Source organism: Arcobacter sp. CECT 8983, from assembly GCF_004118855.1.
Lineage (GTDB): Bacteria > Campylobacterota > Campylobacteria > Campylobacterales > Arcobacteraceae > Halarcobacter.
Genome location: NZ_PDKF01000008.1, coordinates 51,228 through 75,164, shown reverse-complemented (window position 1 = coordinate 75,164; position 23,937 = coordinate 51,228). Strand labels below are relative to the sequence as shown.

Sequence of the window (23,937 nt, the reverse complement as noted above, 5' to 3'; positions counted from 1 at the left end):
CTTTAATAATTTTTATGTAATAATTACTATTATGGCAAAAGAATACAAAACACAAAAAAAGAAGACAGTTGCAACAACTGTATCTCAAACACTGTTTAAAATCCTAGTTACAATTGCAATTATAATTTTTGCATTTTTAGTTTATGATAGAATAGACTTTGGAAAAGGCGGATTTGACTTTAGTTCAACAGATAAGAACAAAGATATTAAACGTACACCAGAACAACTAAAATGGTTTGATGAATTTAAAGGGGTAGAGAATGTTCCTACCAAAAAACAACAAGAAGAAAAAAATGAAAAGAAAGGTAATTTTCTAGGATTTGGATCAAACTAATAGGAGAATAATATGGAAATAATTTTTATAATCTTCTCTTTATTTTTATTTATTTTTGTAATTTTTGCTATTTTTCAAAGTTACAAATATTTTAAAACTATGAGAAAATACAAAAAGAGAAAAGAAGAAGGTGCTACAAAAGAAGAACTTGAAAAAGAGTTCAAATTCTTCGATTGATATATTTTATTTTTCTAAGATTCTATCTAAAGAGGCTTTAGCTAAGAATCTATCATAAAAGGCATCATCAAAACTTTGTTTTGCTTGTGTTAATAAAAAGTTAGCATTTATTAAATCTGTACTTGTTGATAAACCTTCATTAAATCTATTATTTACAATTTTATAATTCTCTTTTGATTGCTCTAAAGATATCTTAGCTGTTTCATAGTTTAACTTAGAGACATTAAAATCTTCAACAGCATTTTCATATTGTAATTTAACATTTAACTTTAACTCTTCTAACTCCTCTTTTGCTTGTAAAGATTTCTTTCTTAAAATTATTGTTTGAGCTTTATCTGCTCCTCCATTATATAAATTCCACTTTACATTTACTGTTGCCCTTGATTGTTCATCAAAAGCTAATTCATCAGAGTTTAAAGAAGCATCTTGACCATACTTTGTATGAGCTAAATCTAAAGATACTGAAGGTAATGCTGTTCCATATGCATTTGCATTTCTTTGGTTTAAAAGAGCTTCTATAGTTTCTTTTAAAGCTTTTATTTCACTTCGTGAAAATATTTCCTCTTCTTTATAATCAAAAATAAAAGCAGTGTCTCTTTTTAAATCTTCAATCTTCTCTTCTTTTGATAAGTTTCCACCTAAAATATTCTTTAAACTATACCAAGCAGTTTTTGAACTAGCCTTTGCCCTTGCAAGATTTTGTTTGGCTTGAAGCATTTGTGCATTTACTTGTAGTAAGTCATTTTTAGCTAATAAACCTTGATCAAATCTATTTTCTGAATCTTTATATTGCTTTTGTAATAATTTATAAGCATTTTCTAAAGTCTCAATATTTTTTAGACTTTTTAAATAATTTATATATTTTACTTTTACTTCATATATTAAATCATATCTCGCAGCTTCTAAACTATACTTAGAGGCAAACTTATTTTTCTTTGCAGCTTCTAACCCATAATAATCACTTAAGCCGCTAAATAGGTTGTATGAAAGAATAGCACTTGCATTAGCATTATCTTTCCCTTCTCCAATATCATACTTATTTGCATTATATGTATATGAAGTATTTAACTTCGGCAAAAAGCCAGCTTGGCTTTTTGTTACATTGGCTTTTGCTTCATCATAAATATATTGTTGTTTTATATAACTATTATTATTAGTTAACGCTTTATTTATTGCTTCATTTATATCTAAAGCATATAGATTTGCCCCTAAAAATGTTAGAGGCAAAAGTTTTAATATTTTTTTATTCATAAACTCTCCTTTATGCTTTACTTACATCAACTGGTTCTTTACTATTTTTACTTTTAACTCTTTGTTCTAATTTAATAAAAAACATTAAAAGTGCAGGAGTTACAAAGATAGTAAAAATAGTTGAAAATGCTAATCCACCTGTAATAACAGAACCTAACCCTCTATAAAATTCACTTCCTGGTCCAGGAATCAATACTAAAGGCAACATACCAAAAACAGAAGTCATTGAAGACATATAAATAGGTCTAACTCTTGTTTTAGTAGCTTCTATAACTGCTTTTTTATGTTCCATTCCTTTAGTTCTAATATAATTTAAACTTTGATGTACTATTAAAATTGCATTATTTACAACAATACCAACTAAAATAATAAACCCAAGCATTGTTAAAATATCCAAGGTTTGTGGAGCAATAAAAGTATTTGTTAAGGCAAGCCCAATAAAACCTCCAGCAGTTGCTAAGGGAACTGTAAACATAATAACTATTGGATACAAAAAGTTTCCAAACAATGATGCCATAAGTAAATAAACAATTACAAGAGCTAAAATAAAGTTTCCTAAAAGTAAACCTATTGTTTCAGTAAGTTTATCAGCTGTTCCAGACATTCCAACTTCTACAGAAGGAGGAATCATATTTTTTGCTTTCATTCCTTTAAGCATACCATCTATCATTTGCATAGACTCTTCAACTGTCATACCTTGAGGAGGTGTAACTTGAAGAGTAATTGTTCTTTTTCCATCTAAGTGTCTAATTTCACTAATACCAGTTGTAAACTCTGTAGTTGCCAGTGAAGAAACTGGAACTAAAGATGAGTTTGGTAAAGCAATTTGTGAAGCTAAAATATCTTCAGGAGAAGCTATTTGTTTATCACTAGCTTTTAAAACTAAATCAATTTTCTTTTTACCTTCTTGCTCAAAATCACCAATTTTCCTTCCATCCATTAAAACATCAACTGTTACCCCAAGTTCTCTTGAACTAAGTCCTAAAGCTTTTAATGCATCTTGATTTGGTTTAAGTCTTACTTCTGGATAAAGTAATTCAACTGAAGGTACAGGTCTTACTTGAGCACCTTTAATTGTTTGCATAGTTGCACCATATAATTGACCTCCAACAGAAGCTATATCTTCAATTCTTTCACCAGAAATATCAATATTTACAACATTACCTTCACCAATTCCATCTTCAAAAACTCCTGATTGTAAAGATACCCCAAAAACTGAAGGCAAAGAGTTAACTAAAGGAGCAAACATAGGAATTAAATCCCTTGCTCTATCTTCATGAACTGAAGTTGCTCCAAAAAGATTGAAATCTCCAAAAGATACATAAAAGGCTCTATTTATTCCTGGTACATTTCCAACATCCTTATTTACATGAGGTTCTACACCTTTCATTAAATAAGCACCCATATCATATCTTTCTTGATAAGATAATCCAGGAGGAGTAATTAAAATATTAAAAATTAAGTTCTTATTACCTTGTGGTAAATAATCAAGTTTAGGAAATAGAGTATAAATAATTCCCACTGATAAAACAGCTAATGATAAAATTGTAAGAACTTTTGTTTTTGTATTTTTTAATGAAACTTCCACAATAGACATAATAAAATCTACCGCTTTATGTCCAAATTGAGCTAATTTCCCTGCATCTTTTGGTTCTTTTTTTGAAATAGAAGCAAATTTTTTCCAAAGCATTGGAATAACTGAAATTGAAACAAAAAGTGAAAATGAAACAGCAGCTGTTACTGCAATTGCAATATCTTTAAATAGTTGTCCTGCTTCATCTTCTAAGAAAATAATTGGTAAGAAAACAGCAATTGTTGTTAATGCTGAAGCAATTAATGCTCCCCAAACTTCACTAGCACCTTTATATGCAGCTTCACTAATCTCTTCTCCTGATTTTCTATGTCTATCAATATTTTCTAATACTACAATAGCCGCATCAACGAGCATTCCAACTGCAAAGGAAATACCAGCTAAAGAAATTGTATTTAAACTTCTTCCCATTACTGATAGAATAATAAATGTACCAATAATAGAAATTGGAATAGCAACTGAAACTACAGCTGTTGGAGATAAACTTCTTAAGAACATTATTAAAATAATAACTGCTAAAATACCACCAATAATAATGTTTTGTTGAACTAAATCAACAGAACCAACGATATATGGTCTTTCATCATATATCCATTTTATTTCTAAACCTTCATCCTTTAAAACACCTGCATTTAAATCATTTACAACTTTTTCTACATCATTTGTAAGATCTACAACATTCACATCAGAACTAGGTTGAACACCTAAAAAAATCCCATCTTTACCTAAGAACATTGCAACTGTACTTGGAGTTTCATATCCGAAGTTTACCTTAGCAATATCTTTTACTGTAACTCTTTGTTCTCTGTTTGATATTAAAACAACTTTTTCAATATCTTTTATAGTTTTGAATTTATGAACAGTTCTAATTCTATATGAACGTCTTTCTAAGTTTTGAAGTCCTGCTGAAACATCTACATTTTCATTTTGTAAAATATTTATAACTTTTGGAATTGTTAAACCATAAGAAGCAAGTTTGTTAACATCAAACTCAATTTGCATCTCTTGTTCTCTTCCACCACCACCCATGGTTCCTGAAACACCCTCAACTCTTCTAATTGCTGGTTTTATTTCATCTTCAAAAAATGTTTTATATTCATCTACATGTCTTTTGTTATTTTCTAAAGTTTGAAGCATCATCCAAATAACAGGACTAGCTGTTGCTGTTTCAATTACTGGTTCTTCTACATTGTCAGGATAAGAACTTACTTCATTTAATTTATTTGATACATCTTGTAATGCAGCTCTTAAATCTGTTCCTAATTTAAAAGTTAATGTAACTTCACCATAATCATCATTTGAACTAGATTCATACTCAATCAAGTTATTTAAACTTTTTAAAGTATCCTCTTGTTCTTCAATTATCTCTCTTTCAATCTCATAGGGAGTTGCACCAGGCCAAGCAGTTGTAATTTTAATCTCTGGCTTAGTAACAGTAGGAGTCAATTGATAAGGAAGTTTTGATAATGATAAAAAACCAAAAAGTACAACAATCAGTACTGAAACTATTATTGTAACGGGGTTTTTTATTGAAAACTTAATTAAATCCATCATTTACCTCTATTTATTTAATACTTTAACTGGTGAGTTAGGGAATACTCTTTCATTTCCTTTACTAACTACATCCATACCTTCACTTAAACCCTGTGCATCAATTGCTATTTTTTCACCAAGATATCCTACAATTTGAACTGGCATCATTTGAGCAGTCATTTTATCAGTAATTATAAATACAACATTCTGTCCAAATCTTTTAATTACTGCATCTCTTGGTACAACTAAAGCTTCAGTTTTACCATTTTTAGAAAGACTTACTTTTGCTTCTTGTCCATCAAAGATAAAAGTATCTTTTACCTCTGCTTTAAATTTAACAGGAAAAGTTCTTGTAAGCTTATCTCCAGCTGGAATAGCTGCAATTAATTTTGCTTTTAAAGTGTTGTTCTCTACAGCAATATCATAAATACCATTTTTCTTTAATCCACTTACAATTGATAATGGAATATCAAAAGTAATTTCTACTTTAGAAGTATCTACAATTGTTACAGCAGGACTTCCTGCATTTACCCATTCTCCTAAATCAACATGTCTTTCTACAACTACAGCATCATAAGGAGCTTTAATTCTTTTTTTAAGTGCTTGAATTTGCAACTCCTGTAAAGTACTTTTAGCTTCTATATATCTTACTTTTACATCATCAAACTCTTTTTGAGAAATAGATTTATTATCAAGTAACTTTGTATATCTTTCATAATCTTTTTTAGTACTAGTAGCAGATGCTTTTGCTGATTGAATTTGAGCATTCAAAATATCAGCATCTATTTGAATTAAAATTTTATTTTTCTTAACTTTATCTCCAACTTCAAAATTAATTGATTTTACAACACCTGAATTCTGTGCTGCTAATACTGATTTTTTATCAAACTTAATTGTTCCAACAAATTCTTGTAACGGGTTAACTTCTGATTTTACAACCTTTGAAGTCTCAACTAACGAAGGACCTCCCATTGCAAAAAGTGAAGCAGAAAAAATAGTTATACCTAACAATTTTTTTATCATTATTTTTCCTCTAAAATTAACTTGTTTGTAATTTTTTGTACCATTGGAGCTACAAAAAATACGATTGGGAAAGCACATACAAATGCTTTTACAAATGCTTCCATCCACTTTAATATAAATCCATCAATAAATCCTAAATTAATGAATGTAATTACCATACTCATAATAAAACTCATAAATAAAGACATAAAAAAAGCAAAAGTTAGTCTTCTATATTTTGGATTAATCATTTTTAATCTCAATTAATTGCAGTATTGTTCCAATAAAGCTTTCGTAATCTGTTCTAACATCAAAATTAGCTTGACTCATTTTTCTTATAGCAAGTCCTTTTTGATAAGTTAAAATTCCATTTGATAAATTGATAGCTTCTTTTTTTATCTCACCTTTATTAATAGAATCTTCTAAAATCTTAATAAGCTCTCCACCAAAATATTCATTTTTTTCACAATTAAACTCTTTCATAGGTAGATTTTCTTCAGCAAGAACAATTGATAAAAACTCTTTATATCCATTGAAGTGTTTCATATTTTCTTCTGTATCATTTAATAAAAAATCAAAAAATAATTCTAATTTTTCTTCAATAGTATTTAGTTTTGAAACCTTTTCTGTAAACTCTTTATGATGTTGTTCAATATGCATATTTATTATTTCAAAAATAATGTCTTCTTTATTTTCAAAATATTCATAAATAGTTCCCTTACCTATTCCTGCAGTTCTTGCAACCTCAGCAACAGTAAGTTTTTTCATTCCTACTTCATAAATCAAATCACAGCTAGCTAAAGCTATTTCTCTTCTTTTTTCTTCTTTATTTATTTTTCTAGGACTCAAGTTTTATCTCCTTCCAGATAAAAAGTAATCAAAAATTTAACTTTTTGACTGACCGTCGGTCAATTACTTGTTGGAAGTATAAATAAAAGAAACTTAAACTATTTTTAAAAACTGACTAACAGTCAGAAAATAAAACATTTATATCATTTTTTATTACCAAATAAATATCTTATTATTTTTTTATTTTTACCTTAAATAATAAATTTATAATATTATTAAAGATTTATTCAATTTTTCTTTTGTATGATAATTGTAATTTTGACCTTTAAGGAAAAGTTATGATATATTGGTCAATTAAATTTTAGTTTTTACATTAGTTTCTAAAGCTTTTTGTTTCACAGACATTACTAATGTTTTAACTTGAATTGTTAAAATAATATTTTTTATATTTTTAATATTATTATTTGTTTCAGTTATTTTAAATACTGTTATAAATAAAAAAAATAAAAATATTAATAAAAAAAAAGGATATTTAAATGAAAGATATTAGAAATATATTACTTGTATTAGTAATAGCTATATTTACGTTACAAGGTTGTACGAGTGAAGATACAACAAGTGATAAAATAGATAACGTAAAAGAAGAGATTCAGGATAAAGCAGAAGATGTAGCTGATAAGTCAGAAGACATTGTTAATGAGGCTGAAGATAAAGTTGAAGATGTAGCTGATAAGTCAGAAGATATTGTTGATGAAGCTGAAGATAAAGTTGAAGATTCAGCTGATAAATCAGAAGACATTGTTGATGAAGCTCAAGATAAAGTTGAAGATATTGTTGATGAGGCTGAAGATAAAGCTGAAGATATTGCAGATAAAACTGAAGAACTTGTTGATGAAGCTGGAAATAGAATAGAAAACTCATATGAAGAAGTAAAAAAGAATTAAGAAGGACTAGTCCTTCTTAAGAAGAACAACTTAACTGTAAATTCACATACTCTTTAGGAGTTGGATTAGAGTATCTTTCAAACTCTTTATGCTCATCAAATGGATTTTGAGCAATTTTTAACAAATCATTTACTAAAGAAAAATCACCCTCTTTTGCCTTTTCAATAGACTCTTGAAGCATATAGTTTTTAATTACATATTTTGGGTTTGTTTTTTTCATTAATTTTTTCATAGACTCAAAGTCTTGGTTTTGTTTTTTACAAGTATCTTCATATTTTTCAAACCACTGTTTTAAAGGTTTTCTAATAGGAACTATGTCTAAAACATTTGAAAAATCTTCAAGTGAATTTATCTTTGTAAGTTCCCAGAAGAAGCAGTTATAATCACACTTTGATACTTCTAAAGCTTCTAATAATGAAACTACTAAATTTAAATTAGAATCACCACTTAAATTATCATCTAAACCTAATCTTTTATTCATAAGTTCTAAGTAGTGTTTTTGATTAGAGGACATAAAAGTATCTAAATATTCAAGTAGCTTATTTACATCACAAACATCTTTTAATGCATATGCTAAAACTTCTAAATTCCATTTTGCTATATGTGGTTGATTATTATAAGAGTATCTTCCTTCTATATCTGTATGATTACAAATACACATCATCTCAAAATTATCCATAAATGCAAATGGACCATAATCAATAGTAAGCCCTGTTACTGACATGTTATCAGTATTCATAACTCCATGCATAAATCCATATGCCATCCATTGTGACATCAGTTTTGCAGTCTTATCTACAAGCTCAAAATAAAACCTTTCATAAGAGTATTCTAAACCTTCTAAATGAGAATATGAGTTTTTTATTACATAATCAAGTAACTGTTTTAGATGTTTTGTATCTTTTTGTTTTGCAAAATACTCAAATGTTCCTATTCTTATCCAAGAAGGAGACATTCTTAAAACTATTGCTGCTGTTTCTTCCTTTTCATAAGATCTATGAACAGGATGATTTGAACCAATTATTGCTAGTGCTCTTGTTGTAGGTATTCCTAATGCATGTATAGCTTCACTCATAATATATTCTCTAATACTAGATCGTAAAACAGCTCTTCCATCACCTTGTCTTGAATATTTTGTAAGCCCTGCTCCTTTTGTTTGTAAATGCCAAGCATTTACACTTCCAAAATTTATAGCTCTTCCATCCCCTAATTGTGGAACATAATAACCAAATTGATGTCCAGCATAAGCTTGAGAATAAGCAGTTGAGCCTTTTAAAGTTTTCTTTCCATTTACAAATTCTACAAACTCTTGTGTTTCACACTCACCATAATCTAAGTTTATTAAATCACATGCTTTTTTAGAATAACTTATTAAATGTGCATCATAAAGTGGTTGAGGCTGTATCTTTTCATAAAATTTATCATCGAATTCAAAGTAATCACACTTTGCTTCTAGTTCATTTAGTTTCATTAATACCTCTTCATATTTTATCAATTATAAAATAAGATATTTTTTATCTTATTTAACTATTCAAATACTTTTTTAAATTAAGCTAGCTTACAAAATTTACTCTTAGAAAATTTTAGCTATAATCGGCGAAAAAATTAGGACTATTATGAAAGATTTGCATGTTGAAACCTCATTAAGCCATATAGCTAAATTTGCTCCATTTGAAGATGTAGCAGGTGCTTCACACTTTCCTATTTACAATACAGGAACTTTTGATTTAAAAAAGCAAGATTCTTCATCAGAAAATGGTAAAATTTACGACTATACAAGGTCAGATAACCCAACAAGAGAAATGTTAGAAAACCTATTTACTCAAGTTGAAAATGGAGCTGGTTGCGTTTGTACGCATACAGGTATTGCTTCAGTTGCACTTTTATTTGAAACAACTTTAAAAGCAAATTCTCAAATTTTAGTTGAAGCAGACTGTTATGGTGGAACATTTAGATTATTAAAAGTATTTAAAGAAAAATATAATGTAACAGTTCACTTTGCTGATTTTACTAAATTTGAAGAGATAGAAGAAATACTGTCAAATAATCCTATTGATTTAGTTCTTTGTGAAAGCCCAACAAATCCAGGTCTAAAAATTATTGATTTAGAAGAAGTTGCTAAACTATCACATAAATATCATGCTCTTTTTGCAGTTGATAACTCTCTTGCAACATTTATTTCTCAAAAGCCACTAGATTTAGGAGCTGATTTTTCTTTATTTTCTACAACAAAATATATATCTGGTCATGGAGCAGTAGTTGCAGGTGCAATTGTTGCTAAAACTGAAGACTTAGCTCAACAAATTCACTATTATGCAAATGCAGGTGGAAGAAGTCAAAATCCAATGGACGTGTACTTAATCTCTTTAGGTATTCCAACACTAAAAGTTAGAATGAAAGAACATCAAAATTCATCTATTAAAATAGCAAACTTCCTAGAAGAACAAGACTATATTACAAAAGTAACTCACCCTGCTTTAGAGTCTCATCCTCAATATGATTTAGCTCAAAAACAAATGGAGTATATTCCTGGTGTATTCTGTGCAGATTTTGAAAGTTTAGAGTTGGCAGAAAAATTTATTGAAAATACTAAAATCTTTGGGGAAAAGTGTTCTTTTGGAAGTCCAGATAGTAGAATAGAAATTCCTGCTAAGATTTCCCATGCATCATTTAGTAAAGAAGAGCTTGAAGCAATTGGAATATCTGAAGGAACTGTTAGATTCTCTATTGGATTAGAAAATATTGAAGACTTGATTGAAGATATTAAACAGGCAGTAATTTAAAAAGAGTCAAACTATGAATAAAAACTATTTCAATCATATTTCTTGTGGGCAAACATTACCTGTAAAAAATGTTCATGCAGTTTCTGTTTCTATGCCAAATATTCAAGATGTGATTGATTATGAAGAACAAACACCTGAAATTTTAGAAGTTATAAAAAGTGGTTATCCAAGGTTTATACTTCATCCATATTTAAAAAAACTTGCCTGTTATATAAAAGAAAAGTACAAAGTAAGTGATGCATATGAAGTAGTACTTTTAAGTTCACAAAGAGCCGTTAAACTTGTAAGTGATAAATATTATATTCACAATAAAATAGATATAGATGAACCCTTTGGAGTAATTTTAGTTCAAAATGGAACTTGCCAGTTACAAAGAGTTTTAACTTATATTCAACATGTTGGTTGTAATCTTTCTTCAAGGCTAGCAGAAAGTTATCTTTATGAAAGAGTTTTAATAAAAGAGATTCATAAAGAAACTCTAGAAAAAGAAGAAAATGCAAAAGATATAATTATTTCTACTTTAGCTAATGCATATAAACAACCATTTGAAAATATACACTTAGCACCTTCAGGAATGAATGCTATGTACAGTGCAATAAGAGGAATAAATTCAATTCAAGCAAAAAATGGAAGAACTGTTTTAATTCAATTAGGATGGTTATATCTTGATACTATGAATATAATAAATCATCATAATCAAGAATCAAAAAGTTTTCCTCATCTTAATAGACTTGATTTATTAGAAGAGTATTTAAAAGAAAATGGTTTAAGAGTTAGTGCTATAGTTACAGAACTTCCAACAAACCCTTTACTAAAATGCCTTGATATAAAAAAACTTAGAGAGCTTTGTGATAAGTATAATATTCCATTGATTATTGATACAACATTTGCTACGCCTTTCAACCTTGATTTAACTGCCTATGCAGATATCTTTGTAGAATCACTCACAAAATTTGCTTGTGGAAATGCAGATGTTTTAATGGGAGCAGTTATTTTAAATAAAAAACATGTTCTTTCACATATGAATTGGGAGTTTTTTAAACACTGTGAACCAGTACATATAAAAGAGATGCAAAGATTAGCATATGAGATAAAAGATTATAAAGAAAGAGTAAAAGCTATTTCAACAAATACTAAAAAGCTTGTTTCATACCTTGAAAATTCTGACTTAATAAAAAAAGTTTATCACTGTATGGATGAAGAAAATAAAGAGCTTTATTCTCAAACAATTATTGATGATAATTCATATTGTGGAGTTATTTCAATTGAATTTACAAAGCCTTTAACTCAAACTTATGATAAATTAAATTTTGCAAAAGGACCAAGCCTAGGAACAGAGTTCACACTTCTTATGCCCTATACTTATCTTGCACACTATGATTTAATTATTACAGAAAGTGGAAGAAAACATTTAGAAGAAGTTAATTTACCAGTAGATTTAATTCGTATTTCTGTAGGAGTTGAACCCATTGAAGAGATAATCAATGAGTTTAAAAAGTTAGAATCATAAGGATATATTTTGAAAGAGTTTGAGTTTTATAAAAATCTAACTGATGAAGAGAAAAGATATATTCTTGATAACTCAAAATATATTGAAATTGAAAAAAACTTTACACTATTTAATCAAGGGGATATTTGCACAGATATCCTTTTTTTAGAAGAAGGTTCAGTTGAACTATTGATTTATGCAGATATAGGTGAAGTTATTCCTTTATATGAAATAAAAAAAGGTGAGCAGTGTATAGTTAATGTATCAAGTACAATATCAAATACACCTGCAATTGCAACCGCACAAACAACAACTCAAATCAAAGGCTGGTTGATTCCTGCAAAAATAGTTCAAGAACTAATGATAAAATCTCCTACTTATCAACAATATATTTTTTCTTTATTCTCTGTAAAATTTACTGCCTTAACTACATTAATTGAAGATATAAAATTCAAAAGACTAGACTCAAGAATAATAAGCTTACTAAAAAAAGAGAATAATAATATTATTCAAATAACCCATGAAGAAATAGCAAGTAAACTAGGTACTTCAAGAGTAGTTGTTTCAAGAGTATTAAAAGAACTAGAAAATAAAAAGATAGTAAAACTTCACAGAAAAAAAATAGAACTTTTAAATAATGTAACATAAGTTACTGACAAAAAGAACTTTTTATCCTATACTTTTAATAACATAGATTAAAAAGGAAAAGTCATGAACAAAAATGTTGGAAATATAGATAGAGCACTTAGAATAGTAGTTGGACTTGTAATAATCGTAGCTGGTTTTATCATGAACAGTTGGCTTGGACTTATTGGCTTAATACCTCTTGCAACAGGTATTATTAGATGGTGTCCACTTTATTGTCCTTTTAAAATCAATACTTGTGGTTCATCTTGCAATAAAGAATAAACTAAAGGGTTAAACCTTTAGTTTAAAGTTTTAAAACACCTTTTACTCTATTTGTAGTATCATTTTTTGATAAACTTAATCTTACAACTGAATTTTCATTTGCTTTTAGATTATGCATAATATCACCATCTAAAGCAACAATATCACCTTTTACTAAAGAAAAAACCTCTTCCTTTACTCCAAAATCAATAGAACCTTCAACTATTTCAACAGTAATTGGAAACTTTGTTTTGTGGTCTTTCATTATTTGATTTTTTGTAAAGACTATTCTTATTTCTTTTCTATTTTCATCATCAAACATAGGAGTTATTAAAACTTTTTCCTCACTATATTCTATCTTGTCATAAATATTAAACTTTTGCATTTGAAGACCTTTTTATTGTAAGTATAATCAAATACAAAAGTTTAGCTGTTGATTTCAATCAATTAAAAAATCTGAGCATTTAAAAATAGAAAGATTCCTAAGATAAACATCACTATTGGAGCAATAATCTCTAAAGCATATGTAACTTTATGAGATTTTTCACTTAAATTTTTTACACTAATACCTAAAAATGAACTTGCAAAAATCACAAGACCCATTCCAAAACTAATGGCAATGGAAGCTAAAATTACAGCAAAATAAGTTTTTAAAACAAAAGCATAAATAAACAATACTACCGTACCTGGACAAGGAATAAGTCCTGAAGTTATTACAAAATACCAGTCTTGCTTCATAAAGTTTGGCTTTAAACTATTTGTTGTTTTTGGTTTACTAGTACTCCAAGGACTTTTAGTTGTTTTAGTAGAAGTAGAACAACAAGAGCTACAAGAACAACCTTTATTTTTGATTTTTCTATATAAAATAAAAAGGGCTAAAGCCATAATAAGCACAGAAGAGAACTTTGTTAAAATTTCCACTGAGTCATTTACAAAACTATTTAAAACTGACTGCAAAATAAAAATCGAAACTATAACTAAAATCATGGCTCCAATTATATGAATAAAAGCACTAGCTTGAGAAATTATAAAAGCTTTAGTATATGAACTTTTGTTTGCCATAAAATATGAAAAAGCTAAAGACTTTCCATGTCCAGGACCTAAAGCATGAATAACTCCATAAACAAAAGAAACAACTAAAAGCATAAGTAAAGCTAAGTTATCACCATTTTCAATTCTTACAAGATAGTATTTAACTTTTTTAACAAAATCTTTTAAAATAGATTGATTCTTTTCTTTATCTGATTCTTCATATAGATTTTGTTTTGCTATTTCTTTTTCTGTTTGTTTTATTTGTTTAACATTTTTTTCGTATGTAGGCTTTTGGGCAAGTGCACCTTCAAGGGTGAAATTAAAAATCAATTCATCCCTAGTTGCTATTTTTGTTGTTTTAACATCTTCAATTTTATTAATTTTTGATAACTTATCAAAATGCACTAAAACAAAATAGTTTTCATCATCACTAAGCCTAAAATATAAAACATGCTCATCTTTTACCTCAAAATTCAAATCAATAGTATAATCAAAATGTAAAATTGAGTTTTTAATATAAACATTTCTTTTATTTACGTTTATAGGAAGAAAACTCTCTTTATCTAAAGTTTTTGAATAAGAAAGTTGAACCAAATAATTTCTAGGAACAACATAATCATAAATAGCTTGTTCAATAAGTTCTAATTCATTTTTATCAAAAAAATTGTTTGCATTTTTATCATAAACATCTTTTAATGAGTCGGTGAATTCTCTTGTTAATACCCAAGTAACTTTTGCAGTATTTATTTTTTTAGGTGAAGCATCTACTTCAACATAGAATTTTGTTTCAGGAGAATAAATAGTACAAATAGCGCACCCATAAAGTGCACTACTTGAAATAAATAAAAATAAAAAGAATTTATTTATAAGAGTTTGCAATTTCTTTTGCTACTTTTAATAGATTTTTATCCCAGTTTTTTGATAATGGGTCAATTGTAACTACATTTGCTTTAATAGTACTTGATATAGTTTTTGCACCTTTTTTAGAAAACTGTGGAGCTACAAATACAACTTTTATATCATGTTTTTTTGCTTCTTCAATTAGCTCAACTAATTGAGAAGGTTTTGGTTCTTTCCCTTCAATTTCAATTGCTATTTGCTCTAAATGATACTTTTTAGCAAAATATCCCCATGATGGGTGGAATACCATAAATGCCTTATGCTCATATTTTTTCAAAATAGCTTTTATCTGAGCATCTAAAGACTCTAACTCTACTAAGAAAGTTTGTAAATTTTTTTTATAAAACTCTTCATTTTCTGGGTCTATTTTAACTAATTCTCTATAGATAATTTTTGCTTGATTTTTAACTAATGTCGGTTCTAACCAAATATGAGGGTCAAGTCCTGTATGTTCATGTCCATGGTGCTCTGATTCTTCTTTATGTCCATCATGATCATGCTCTTCATGGTCATGGTGTGCATGTTCATGTTCATCTTTATCGTGGTCATGGTGTGCATGTTCATCTTCATGGTCGTGATGAGTATTCCCATTTTCTTCATGCTTAGATAAATGCTCATCATGGTCATGGTGAGAATGAGCTTGCATTTCTAATTTTTCAATGCCTTCTGAAGTATCAACAATTTTCATACTTTTATTTGCATTCTCAAACTTTTCTAACCAAGCATTTTCAAAAGGAACGCCAATTGCAAAATAAATTTCTGACTGTGCTAATCTTTTCATTTGTGATACTTTTGGTTCATAAGTAGCAGGAGAAGCTCCTGGCTTAACCATAACATTTACATTTACCTTATCTCCTGCTATTTTCTTTACAAAAAATTCCTGAGGAACTATACTTACAGTAACTTCTTTAGCTAACAATATTGCAGACAATGCAAAAAAAGCTATAAAAATATTTTTCATTTTTTACCTTTGTGATACTATTTGCAACCCAGTTGCATTTTATTTGAAATATTAGTATATAAAAACTTTTATGCAACTTAGTTGTATTTTTTAGCTTTTTAAGTATAGAAAATTTAAAACAAATAAGATATAATGAAAAGATGAACATAGAAAAAATAGCTAACAAATCTAATGTAAAATTAACAACAGCTAGAAGAGCAATTCTAGAAATACTTATTAATACTAAACGTCCGCTATGTTATGAAGACATAAAAGATGAATTAAAAATGGATAAAGCTACATTTTATAGAAATATTTCTATTTTCGAAGATCAAAATATTATTACTTCTTTCGAATCAAATGATAGAAAAAGATATTTTGAGTTTCAAAAAAGTGAGCATTCACACTTTATTTGTACTAGTTGTTCAAAAATAGAGTGTATTCATGAAAGCCCATTTTTCAATTTAGTAGGATATAAAATAGATAATATTGTTATAAAGGGTATCTGCCCAAATTGTTTAAAAAAAGGAAATTAAAATATGATTCAACCATTGATTACTTTAGAAAAGTTTATCAATAAAGAAGCCTTAAGTGGAATCTTATTATTTGTTGCAACTCTTGCAGCTGTAATTGTTGCTAATTCAAGTCTTGGACAAGCTTATTATGACCTTTGGCACTTACCTCTTGGAATTAATATTGGAGAAATAAAAGTCTCTATGACTTTAACTTATTGGATTGATGATGCATTAATGGCATTATTCTTTTTAATGGTTGGTTTAGAAATAAAAAGAGAAATGTTAATTGGAGAACTTTCAACTATAAAAAAAGCTTCTTTCCCGTTAATTGCAGCAGTTGGTGGTATGGTAATTCCAGCTCTTATTTATGTTTCTTTAAACCCTAGTAATCCCTTAGGTTTTGGTGTTCCAATGGCAACAGATATAGCTTTTGCCCTTGGTATATTAATGCTTTTAGGTAAAAGAGTAAATCCTGCACTAAAACTTTTTTTAGTTGCCTTAGCAGTAGTTGATGATTTAGGTGCTGTTTTAGTTGTAGCAACTGTTTACACAAGTGATATTCAAACTCAATACTTCTTGCATGCGGGTATTATATATGCACTTATTTGGATTTTAAATAAAAGAGGAGTAACTAACCTTTTACCTTATCTTATATTAGGTATTGCTCTTTGGGTTTACATACATGCAATTGGTATCCATGCAACTATCGCTGGTGTTTTATTAGCCTTTGCCATTCCTATTAGTTCAAAAATAGATGAAAAAGAATTTATCAAAGAAACTAGACAATCAGTAGATGACTTTGAAAAAAACATGGATAAAGTCCCAGTTTTAAATCATCACCAAATTGATGCTTTAGAAACTATCGGTTATGGTTATGATAAAGTTCAAAATCCTCTTGTAAGATTAGAACATAACTTACATGGCTTATCAGCATTTTTTATTATGCCTTTATTTGCATTCTCAAATGCAGGGGTTTTAATAGATTTCTCAACAGTTCATGCTAACTTAGCAATTGTTTTAGGTGTAGTACTTGGTCTAGTTATTGGTAAGCCTATTGGGATTTTAGGGTTTACTTATTTAGCCCATAAATTTAAGATTGTTAAAAAACCAGATACTATTTCTTGGAGTGAGATTTTAGCAGTTGGATTTATTGCTGGTATTGGATTTACAATGTCAATTTTCATTACTCACTTAGCCTTTGTAAGTGAAGAAGTTATTTCAGCAGTTAAACTTGGTGTATTTGCAGCTTCATTTATTGCCGCAGTTATTGGTGTGATTTTATTACTAAGAGTTAAAATAAATTAACAATTTTTTAACACAAGTAATATAAAATTATTTCAAAAATTATAAAAGGCAAAAAATGAAAAAAACTCTACTTGGATTATTAGTAATAGCTTCTGCTTTATTTGCTTCATCTATTGAAGTTAAAAACTCTTATGTGAGAGCTACACCTCCAGGATTACCAAACTCTGCTGCATTTATGACAGTTATTAATAATACAGATAAAGATGTTGCAATTGTTAAAGCCTCATCACCAGTATCAAAGGTTGTTGAACTACATACACATGACATGAAAGATGGTGTTATGAAAATGTATCAAGTTCCAAAGATTGATGTAACTTCAAAATCACAAACTGTTTTAAAACCAGGTGGTTTTCATATTATGTTAATTGGATTATACAATCCTTTAAAAGTAGGTGAAAATGTTGAATTAACATTAGAATTATCTAATGGAGAAACAAAAACTATCACAGCTCCTGTTAAAACTGTGATGGGTGGAATGAAACACCATGGAAATCATAAAGATATGCAAAATGGAATGAAAAACTAATTTCATGGATACAAAAAAACAAAGCAATCTTAAAAGTATAATACTGCAACTTAGTATTATACTTTTAATTGTTATAGGGTACTTTGCAATAGATTTCAATAAACTTTATCAATCTTTAAAAGGTGAAGTAAAATATGTAACTCAAAATAAACAATGTGATTTACATCAAAGCTCTTGCACAATAAAAATACAAGATGGAACAGAATTCACTTTAAGTGTGGAACCTAAAACTATTCCACTTATGAAACCACTTAAATTTATCATTAAAAGCAATAATGAAACTTTAAAAAATTTGACTTTAAACATATATGCTACAAATATGTTTATGGGTGATTTTAATCTTCCAATCAAAAATTTAGGTAATGGAAATTATGAAGCTATAGGAACACTTCCTACTTGTCCTGTGGGAGATATGCAATGGAATGCAGATATAAAAATAGAAAAAGCTACTGAAAACATTGGTGCAAGATTTCAATTTAAAACGGATATATAATGAAAACATTTTTTAAATTAGGTATTATTTTTTTAGTTGCAGTAATATTGATTTCAATATTAAAACCTTTTGTTGAAGATTATAAAGAAAGTCAAAAATATGATTTTACTGTTAATACAATAGATGGGAAAATCTCAAAAGATGATTTTAAAGGAAAAGCTTTAGCAATTTATTTTGGATATACATATTGTCCTGATGTTTGCCCTACTTCATTAAGTTCATTATCTCAAGCATTAAAATCTTTTGATGAAAACAAAACAAAAGATTTTGTAGGTTTATTTATAAGTGTAGATCCCAATAGAGACACACTATCAAATCTAAAAGAGTATGCAAAATATTTTCATAAAAACTTTATTGGAGCAACTTCAAATAAAGAGAATATTGATGATATTACAAAAAGATATGAAACTTATTATGAAAAAATTTCTTTAGATGATTCAGCAATGGGTTACTCAGTTTCTCACACTTCATATATCTATCTTTTTGATAAAGATGGTAAATTTAAAGCTAAAGTTGATCACTTTTCAGACCCTAGTAAAATCAAAGAGAGTTTAGAAACTATTTTAAAGTAGCAATATCATTCTAGTATACTTCTAATAGTTTTGCTATAATTTAATATGGGCAAAATATTAGAAAATATACTATTTGAAAATGTAAAATCCTCAAATGACGACTTTACTAAACATTATCATGATACCTACACAATAGGTCTAACCTATGAAGGTGTACTAAAATCATATAATTCTTACCAGTCATATAACTCTTATGAATATTCTATTAGAATAAATAATCCAGGAGAAGTTCATGGAGGTAAATCCGAAAAGTGGTCCCATGTAAATTTTTATCCAACAATTGAACTTATATCAGATATCTATGAACAAATGTTTTATGAAAAAAAAGTTCCAATTTTTGAAAGACATATTATTGAAAATAGAACACTTTTTATAAAACTTCATAATTTTTTCACTACTTACTTTAAAAATAATAATTCAATGATAATAGAAACACTTCTTATTGATGCTTTATCTGAATTAATACTTTCAAATACTTTATATACAAAAGAGTATAAAAAAATATTTGAAGATAAAAAAATAGTAAAAGATACATACGAATATATAAAAGACTCAATAGATACAAACTTTTCCCTTGATACTCTTGCTTTAAATGTAAATTTGAGTAAATATCATTTTCTAAGACTTTTTAAAAAAGAGTTTGGGCTTACACCCCATGCATTTATCATAAATGAAAGACTAAATCAAGCAAATAATCTTATAAAACAAGGTTTATCAATAAGTGAAGCTAGTGTAAAAGTAGGATTTAATGATCAATCTCATTTTGGACGAAACTTCAAAAAATATTTTGGATACTCACCTTCATATTTAAAAAAGTAATTTTTACAATTCGCAATTTTATTCTAGACAAATAAATCGAGTAAATAGTATAATCCCTGAAAAAAAAGATTATACAATGACTGAATCAAATAAAAATATATTTTATATCTTAATGTTCTTTGCCATGCTTGGCTGGGGTGGCTCGTGGGTAAACATAAAAGTTTTAAGCTCTTATATAAACGAATATGATGTAATGTTTTTTAGATATATCATTACTGCTGTTACGATGATTCCTATTATGCTAGTACTTAGAAAATCTTTTAAAATTGATTTAAAAAGTTTTCTTATCGTTATTGTAGCTTCAGCAATACTTGTTGCTTATATGAAATATTTTTATCTTGGTACTAAATTAGGAACTGCTAGTTTAGGTGGGGCATTTGTAACTACACTTATTCCTATTAATACTTTTTTAATACTTGCAATATTTGGAAGTAAAAAGATATTCAAAAAAGACTATTTTGCATTAACTTTAGGAGCATTAGGTGTTTTAACAATGTTAAATGTTTGGAGTGCACATTTAGATGAAGTTTTTGTTATTCATAATTTATATTTTATTTTAGCCTCAATTCTTTGGCCTCTTCTTACAATAACAAGTTCAAAAGCTACAAAGATATCACCAATTGTTTTTACTTTTTATCTATATATAGTAAGTAGTTTTATGGCTACTTTCTTTATGGATTTTACAACTATTGCTTATGAGAAATTTGATTCAATATTTTATATAAATCTTTTTGCAATCACTATTTTTGCATCAACGTTTGCAAATACTATTTTCTTTTTAGGTATAGAAAAACTAGGAGCTGCAAATGTTAGTAGCTTTATATTTTTAGTTCCCTTTGCCGCAATTACACTAAGTGCACTATTTTTAAAAGAAAACATCACTGTTTCAATTATTATTGGAACAATCATGACTATAATTGCAGTAAAGATTTTAAATAATATAAAAATATACAAAAAGAAAAAAGTTGAACTCTAGATAGAATACCTTTATTTAATAATTTATATCCTTTATTTTTCTAATTTTTTTGCATTAAAGAAAATTGAATAGTACACAGGAACTAAAATCATTGTAAGCATGGTTGCAACAACTAAACCAAAAATAATCACAACAGCCATTGATGCAAAAAAAGGATCAGTAACCAATGGAAGCATACCAAGTGCGGTTGTAAATGCAGCCATTGTTACAGCTCTTAACCTACTTAATCCAGAGTTATATATAGCTTCATTTAAATCTAATTTATTCACCTCATGTTCTATGGTAATTTCATCGATAAGCACTATAGCATTTTTTATTAACATCCCAGAAAGACTTAGAAAACCAAGTAAAGACATAAATCCAAAAGGCAAATCCATAATTAAAAGTCCTATCACAACTCCAATTAAAGCAAAAGGAATGGTAAGCCAAATAACAAGGGTTTTCTTTATTGAATTAAATAAACCAATTACTATCAAAACCATGAGTATTCCAAAAAATGGTAGAGATTGTATAATTGCTTCTTGGGCATCTCTTGATTCTTTGTATTGTCCATGCCATTGTATATAATAACCATTTTCAAACTGAATATTTTCTACTTTTTCTTTAATATCAAATAACAAATCATTTGGAAGTTTATCTGCAATTGGATCAGCATGAATGGTTATTGCTCTTTTTCTATTATATTTATAAATAATATCATCTTCAAAAATAGTTTCATAAGAAGATATTATTTGTTTTAATGGAATCATTTTATTAGCAACAGGAGAAAAAATTTGAATATTTTCAATATTTTTAATGTCTTCTCTCTCACTTTGTGGAGCTCTTAAAATAATAGGTAAAAGTTCAACTCCATCTCTATAAACTCCAATAGTTCTTCCTTGGAAAGTATCAAGTATAGCCTGAGCTATAGCATCTTTTGTAATACCATTTAAATTTGCTTTTTCATAAGAGATAACTGGCTTTAAAACCTTTACTTTATTTCTCCAATCACTTCTAACTCCTTTTGAGTAAGGTGATTGTGAAAATATATTATAAACTTTCTGTTCATACTCTCTTAACTTATCTATATCTTTTCCAAAAATTTTTGCTTGAACTTTACCCCCTGAAGCTGGCCCTAAGATAAACTTTTTACCATATACATTTATATCTGGATATGTCTGTTTTGTTAAAGTTTCAATTGATTTAATTATCTTGTCTGACTTTTTATAATCATCAACATCTATTAACATTTGACCATAAGAAGCATTTGGATGAGTTGGTTCATATGTTAATAAAAATCTCAAACTACCACTTCCAATAAAAGTTGATATATGTTCAACTCCATTTATTAGTTTTATATTTTTTGTTAAAGAGTTTAAATATTCACTTGTTGCTTCAATTGAACTTCCTTGAGGAAGATAAAAATCAACTAAAATTTGTGGTCTTGATGAATCAGGGAAGAAGCTCTGCTTTATATGTTTAAAGTTTAGTAATGAAAGAGAAAAAATTATAATTGCCAAAACAACTATTAAATACCTATTATTTATTGCAAACTTTAGAGTTGAACCATATATTTTGTAAATAAAAGAACTATACTCTTCATCATTTTCTTTTTTCTTTACAGGTTTTAAAAACTGCACTGCTAAAATTGGAGTTAAACTCATTGCAGTAATCCATGAAAGTCCAAGGGATATCATTACAACTAAAAACAACGATCTTGTATATTCCCCTGTTGAGTCTTGAGATAAACCAATTGAACCAAAAGCTAAAATAGCAATAATTGTTGCAGCTAATAGTGGTAGTGCTGTTTGTTTTACCACTTGAGAAGCTGCTGCTTTTGCTTCCATTCCCCTATTTATACGCACTAAAATACCATCTACAACAACAATTGCATTATCAACGAGCATACCAAGGGCAATGATTAAAGCTCCTAAAGACACTCTTTCTAACATAATTCCTAAAGGTGGCATAAAAATAAAACTTGCAATAATTGTTACAAGTAAAACTGCTCCAATAATTAGACCACTTCTAAGTCCCATAAAAAGAAGTAAAACAATAATTACAATAGCAACTGCTTCAATTAAATTTAAAATAAAAGAGTTAATAGCTTTTTCAACATCAGCACCTTGTTCAGAAATCACTCCAAGCTTTATACCTAATGGTTTTTTACTTTCAAGCTCTTTTAACTTTTCATTTACAAGTTTACTCATGGCAACAACATTTCCACCATTTGTTGTTGAAATTCCTATTGCAGTTGATTTATGACCATCATAATACAAAATTTCAGAGCTTGGTTCTTTATAGGAATCTTTTATCAAAGCTATATCTTTTAAAAGAATCTGAGATTTGCCTTGAGTACTTTTTATTACAATATTTTCAAGCTCTTTAATAGATTCAAAACCATTTGCTTCTACTCTTAAAAATTCACTTCCTACATTTACTCTACCAAAATAAGGAACAAGATTTTTTAAATAAAGTTCTTGGACAATTTGCTCTTTAGTAATACCAAGTTTTGCAAGTTTTTCATTTTTTATTTCAACGATTAAAGCTCTTTGTTGTTCTCCAAAGGTATCAACTTTTCCAACACCTTCAATTAAAATCAACTCTTTTTTTAAAAAGTCAACATAATCTCTTAATTCATCATAAGAGTATTCATCTCCATACACAGCAAAAAGAATTCCATATACATCACCAAAATCATCATTTATATATGGTTTTTCAACTCTTGGAGGTAATTGCAAACTAGCTTGACGAATTTTTTTTCTAAGTTCATCCCAAATCTGAGGAAGATGTTTTGAATTATATTTATCTTTCATACTAACAATAATTAAAGATTGTCCACTACTATTCTTAGTAACTATCTTTTTTACGTAAGAAAGTTTTTGTATTGCTTCTTCTAATATATTAGAAACTTCTTTTTCTACTTCTAGTGCTGTTGCTCCTGGGTAGTTTGTTACAATAATTGCATCTTTAATTGTATATTCAGGGTCTTGAAGTTTTCCCATTTTTTCATATACAATAAGTCCATATGCAACACTTAAAATTGTAAGAATATAAATAAAAAGTTTGTTTTTTATACTAAATTTTGCAATATCCATT

General features: G+C 28.0%; 24 protein-coding genes. 14 read left to right on the top strand and 10 right to left on the bottom strand.

Annotated elements, in window-relative coordinates; all coding sequences use genetic code 11:
- Positions 1-31: 31 nt before the first annotated feature.
- On the top strand, positions 32-334 hold the full coding sequence (locus CRV01_RS09300) for a hypothetical protein (RefSeq protein ID WP_129007930.1): 303 nt from the start codon (positions 32-34) through the stop codon (positions 332-334).
- Positions 335-346: 12 nt separating this feature from the next.
- Positions 347-511 (top strand): hypothetical protein, encoded by a 165-nt coding sequence (locus CRV01_RS13745; RefSeq protein WP_164970042.1) that lies wholly within the window; start codon positions 347-349, stop codon positions 509-511.
- A gap of 6 nt (positions 512-517) precedes the next feature.
- Here the strand turns inward: CRV01_RS13745 and CRV01_RS09295 are convergent, their stop codons facing one another.
- From CRV01_RS09295 to CRV01_RS09275, 5 genes are read right to left on the bottom strand one after another with little or no spacing between them, the layout of a single operon-like run.
- Positions 518-1,762 carry a TolC family protein gene (locus CRV01_RS09295; RefSeq protein ID WP_129007929.1) on the bottom strand — a complete coding sequence of 415 codons (1,245 nt, stop codon included), beginning with the start codon at positions 1,760-1,762 and terminating at the stop codon, positions 518-520.
- Between the two features lie 10 nt (positions 1,763-1,772).
- A complete protein-coding gene (locus CRV01_RS09290; RefSeq protein ID WP_129007928.1) occupies positions 1,773-4,904 on the bottom strand; it encodes an efflux RND transporter permease subunit in 3,132 nt (1,043 codons plus the stop codon).
- 9 nt (positions 4,905-4,913) lie between these two features.
- Positions 4,914-5,909: an efflux RND transporter periplasmic adaptor subunit gene (locus CRV01_RS09285; RefSeq protein ID WP_164970041.1), complete on the bottom strand. Its 996-nt coding sequence runs from the start codon at positions 5,907-5,909 to the stop codon at positions 4,914-4,916.
- Positions 5,909-6,139: a DUF2798 domain-containing protein gene (locus tag CRV01_RS09280; protein WP_129007926.1), complete on the bottom strand. Its 231-nt coding sequence runs from the start codon at positions 6,137-6,139 to the stop codon at positions 5,909-5,911. The genes CRV01_RS09285 and CRV01_RS09280 overlap by 1 nt, the downstream gene beginning before the upstream one ends.
- Positions 6,132-6,737 carry a TetR/AcrR family transcriptional regulator gene (locus CRV01_RS09275; RefSeq protein ID WP_129007925.1) on the bottom strand — a complete coding sequence of 202 codons (606 nt, stop codon included), beginning with the start codon at positions 6,735-6,737 and terminating at the stop codon, positions 6,132-6,134. Before CRV01_RS09275 ends, CRV01_RS09280 begins: the two co-directional genes overlap by 8 nt.
- Before the next feature lie 476 nt (positions 6,738-7,213).
- Between CRV01_RS09275 and CRV01_RS09270 the strand changes: the two genes are divergently transcribed.
- Positions 7,214-7,621, top strand: a complete 408-nt coding sequence (locus CRV01_RS09270) for a YtxH domain-containing protein (RefSeq protein WP_129007924.1) — start codon at positions 7,214-7,216, stop codon at positions 7,619-7,621.
- A gap of 16 nt (positions 7,622-7,637) precedes the next feature.
- Here the strand turns inward: CRV01_RS09270 and CRV01_RS09265 are convergent, their stop codons facing one another.
- Positions 7,638-9,092 carry a YdiU family protein gene (locus tag CRV01_RS09265; protein ID WP_129007923.1) on the bottom strand — a complete coding sequence of 485 codons (1,455 nt, stop codon included), beginning with the start codon at positions 9,090-9,092 and terminating at the stop codon, positions 7,638-7,640.
- A gap of 145 nt (positions 9,093-9,237) precedes the next feature.
- Here CRV01_RS09265 and CRV01_RS09260 point away from each other — a divergent pair, with 145 nt between their 5' ends.
- The 4 genes from CRV01_RS09260 to CRV01_RS09245 all read left to right on the top strand — a co-directional run bounded on the left by CRV01_RS09260 (position 9,238) and on the right by CRV01_RS09245 (position 12,802).
- A complete protein-coding gene (locus tag CRV01_RS09260; RefSeq protein ID WP_129007922.1) occupies positions 9,238-10,404 on the top strand; it encodes a PLP-dependent aspartate aminotransferase family protein in 1,167 nt (388 codons plus the stop codon).
- Positions 10,405-10,417: 13 nt separating this feature from the next.
- Positions 10,418-11,914 carry a PLP-dependent transferase gene (locus tag CRV01_RS09255; protein ID WP_129007921.1) on the top strand — a complete coding sequence of 499 codons (1,497 nt, stop codon included), beginning with the start codon at positions 10,418-10,420 and terminating at the stop codon, positions 11,912-11,914.
- Positions 11,915-11,923: 9 nt separating this feature from the next.
- Complete coding sequence (locus CRV01_RS09250) at positions 11,924-12,541, top strand: Crp/Fnr family transcriptional regulator (protein WP_129007920.1); 618 nt, start codon at positions 11,924-11,926, stop codon at positions 12,539-12,541.
- Between the two features lie 63 nt (positions 12,542-12,604).
- Positions 12,605-12,802 (top strand): DUF2892 domain-containing protein, encoded by a 198-nt coding sequence (locus tag CRV01_RS09245; protein WP_129007919.1) that lies wholly within the window; start codon positions 12,605-12,607, stop codon positions 12,800-12,802.
- 22 nt (positions 12,803-12,824) lie between these two features.
- Here the strand turns inward: CRV01_RS09245 and CRV01_RS09240 are convergent, their stop codons facing one another.
- The 3 genes from CRV01_RS09240 to CRV01_RS09230 all read right to left on the bottom strand — a co-directional run bounded on the left by CRV01_RS09240 (position 12,825) and on the right by CRV01_RS09230 (position 15,674).
- Entirely contained in the window at positions 12,825-13,166 is a 342-nt protein-coding gene (locus CRV01_RS09240) for a cupin (RefSeq protein ID WP_129007918.1), read from the bottom strand.
- A gap of 62 nt (positions 13,167-13,228) precedes the next feature.
- Positions 13,229-14,692, bottom strand: coding sequence for a nickel/cobalt transporter (locus tag CRV01_RS09235; protein ID WP_129007917.1), 1,464 nt, complete (start codon positions 14,690-14,692; stop codon positions 13,229-13,231).
- A complete protein-coding gene (locus CRV01_RS09230; RefSeq protein ID WP_129007916.1) occupies positions 14,673-15,674 on the bottom strand; it encodes a metal ABC transporter solute-binding protein, Zn/Mn family in 1,002 nt (333 codons plus the stop codon). The genes CRV01_RS09235 and CRV01_RS09230 overlap by 20 nt, the downstream gene beginning before the upstream one ends.
- 140 nt (positions 15,675-15,814) lie before the next feature.
- Between CRV01_RS09230 and CRV01_RS09225 the strand changes: the two genes are divergently transcribed.
- From CRV01_RS09225 to CRV01_RS09195, 7 genes are all read left to right on the top strand, one after another.
- Complete coding sequence (locus CRV01_RS09225; RefSeq protein ID WP_129007915.1) at positions 15,815-16,189, top strand: Fur family transcriptional regulator; 375 nt, start codon at positions 15,815-15,817, stop codon at positions 16,187-16,189.
- A 3-nt stretch (positions 16,190-16,192) separates the two neighbouring features.
- Entirely contained in the window at positions 16,193-17,473 is a 1,281-nt protein-coding gene (gene nhaA, locus CRV01_RS09220; protein WP_129007914.1) for a Na+/H+ antiporter NhaA, read from the top strand.
- Positions 17,474-17,528: 55 nt separating this feature from the next.
- The gene (locus tag CRV01_RS09215; RefSeq protein WP_129007913.1) at positions 17,529-17,999 is read left to right on the top strand and encodes a copper chaperone PCu(A)C; all 471 of its coding nucleotides are present in this window, start codon (positions 17,529-17,531) and stop codon (positions 17,997-17,999) included.
- 4 nt (positions 18,000-18,003) lie between these two features.
- Positions 18,004-18,492, top strand: coding sequence for a hypothetical protein (locus CRV01_RS09210; protein WP_129007912.1), 489 nt, complete (start codon positions 18,004-18,006; stop codon positions 18,490-18,492).
- The gene (locus CRV01_RS09205) at positions 18,492-19,064 is read left to right on the top strand and encodes an SCO family protein (RefSeq protein ID WP_129007911.1); all 573 of its coding nucleotides are present in this window, start codon (positions 18,492-18,494) and stop codon (positions 19,062-19,064) included. Before CRV01_RS09210 ends, CRV01_RS09205 begins: the two co-directional genes overlap by 1 nt.
- Before the next feature lie 45 nt (positions 19,065-19,109).
- Positions 19,110-19,883 carry an AraC family transcriptional regulator gene (locus CRV01_RS09200; RefSeq protein WP_129007910.1) on the top strand — a complete coding sequence of 258 codons (774 nt, stop codon included), beginning with the start codon at positions 19,110-19,112 and terminating at the stop codon, positions 19,881-19,883.
- Between the two features lie 76 nt (positions 19,884-19,959).
- On the top strand, positions 19,960-20,859 hold the full coding sequence (locus CRV01_RS09195) for a DMT family transporter (protein ID WP_129007909.1): 900 nt from the start codon (positions 19,960-19,962) through the stop codon (positions 20,857-20,859).
- Between the two features lie 32 nt (positions 20,860-20,891).
- Here the strand turns inward: CRV01_RS09195 and CRV01_RS09190 are convergent, their stop codons facing one another.
- A complete protein-coding gene (locus tag CRV01_RS09190) occupies positions 20,892-23,936 on the bottom strand; it encodes an efflux RND transporter permease subunit (RefSeq protein ID WP_129007908.1) in 3,045 nt (1,014 codons plus the stop codon).
- Between the last annotated feature and the right edge of the window lies 1 nt (position 23,937).

What these genes read in the sequence shown, in the direction of transcription:
- CRV01_RS09300 (WP_129007930.1), top strand. Translation starts at nt 32, where the DNA reads ATGGCAAAAGAATACAAAACACAAAAAAAGAAGACAGTTGCAACAACT.
- CRV01_RS13745 (WP_164970042.1), top strand. Translation starts at nt 347, where the DNA reads ATGGAAATAATTTTTATAATCTTCTCTTTATTTTTATTTATTTTTGTA.
- CRV01_RS09295 (WP_129007929.1), bottom strand. Translation starts at nt 1,762, where the DNA reads ATGAATAAAAAAATATTAAAACTTTTGCCTCTAACATTTTTAGGGGCA.
- CRV01_RS09290 (WP_129007928.1), bottom strand. Translation starts at nt 4,904, where the DNA reads ATGGATTTAATTAAGTTTTCAATAAAAAACCCCGTTACAATAATAGTT.
- CRV01_RS09285 (WP_164970041.1), bottom strand. Translation starts at nt 5,909, where the DNA reads ATGATAAAAAAATTGTTAGGTATAACTATTTTTTCTGCTTCACTTTTT.
- CRV01_RS09280 (WP_129007926.1), bottom strand. Translation starts at nt 6,139, where the DNA reads ATGATTAATCCAAAATATAGAAGACTAACTTTTGCTTTTTTTATGTCT.
- CRV01_RS09270 (WP_129007924.1), top strand. Translation starts at nt 7,214, where the DNA reads ATGAAAGATATTAGAAATATATTACTTGTATTAGTAATAGCTATATTT.
- CRV01_RS09265 (WP_129007923.1), bottom strand. Translation starts at nt 9,092, where the DNA reads ATGAAACTAAATGAACTAGAAGCAAAGTGTGATTACTTTGAATTCGAT.
- CRV01_RS09260 (WP_129007922.1), top strand. Translation starts at nt 9,238, where the DNA reads ATGAAAGATTTGCATGTTGAAACCTCATTAAGCCATATAGCTAAATTT.
- CRV01_RS09255 (WP_129007921.1), top strand. Translation starts at nt 10,418, where the DNA reads ATGAATAAAAACTATTTCAATCATATTTCTTGTGGGCAAACATTACCT.
- CRV01_RS09245 (WP_129007919.1), top strand. Translation starts at nt 12,605, where the DNA reads ATGAACAAAAATGTTGGAAATATAGATAGAGCACTTAGAATAGTAGTT.
- CRV01_RS09240 (WP_129007918.1), bottom strand. Translation starts at nt 13,166, where the DNA reads ATGCAAAAGTTTAATATTTATGACAAGATAGAATATAGTGAGGAAAAA.
- CRV01_RS09230 (WP_129007916.1), bottom strand. Translation starts at nt 15,674, where the DNA reads ATGAAAAATATTTTTATAGCTTTTTTTGCATTGTCTGCAATATTGTTA.
- CRV01_RS09225 (WP_129007915.1), top strand. Translation starts at nt 15,815, where the DNA reads ATGAACATAGAAAAAATAGCTAACAAATCTAATGTAAAATTAACAACA.
- nhaA (WP_129007914.1), top strand. Translation starts at nt 16,193, where the DNA reads ATGATTCAACCATTGATTACTTTAGAAAAGTTTATCAATAAAGAAGCC.
- CRV01_RS09215 (WP_129007913.1), top strand. Translation starts at nt 17,529, where the DNA reads ATGAAAAAAACTCTACTTGGATTATTAGTAATAGCTTCTGCTTTATTT.
- CRV01_RS09210 (WP_129007912.1), top strand. Translation starts at nt 18,004, where the DNA reads ATGGATACAAAAAAACAAAGCAATCTTAAAAGTATAATACTGCAACTT.
- CRV01_RS09205 (WP_129007911.1), top strand. Translation starts at nt 18,492, where the DNA reads ATGAAAACATTTTTTAAATTAGGTATTATTTTTTTAGTTGCAGTAATA.
- CRV01_RS09200 (WP_129007910.1), top strand. Translation starts at nt 19,110, where the DNA reads ATGGGCAAAATATTAGAAAATATACTATTTGAAAATGTAAAATCCTCA.
- CRV01_RS09195 (WP_129007909.1), top strand. Translation starts at nt 19,960, where the DNA reads ATGACTGAATCAAATAAAAATATATTTTATATCTTAATGTTCTTTGCC.
- CRV01_RS09190 (WP_129007908.1), bottom strand. Translation starts at nt 23,936, where the DNA reads ATGGATATTGCAAAATTTAGTATAAAAAACAAACTTTTTATTTATATT.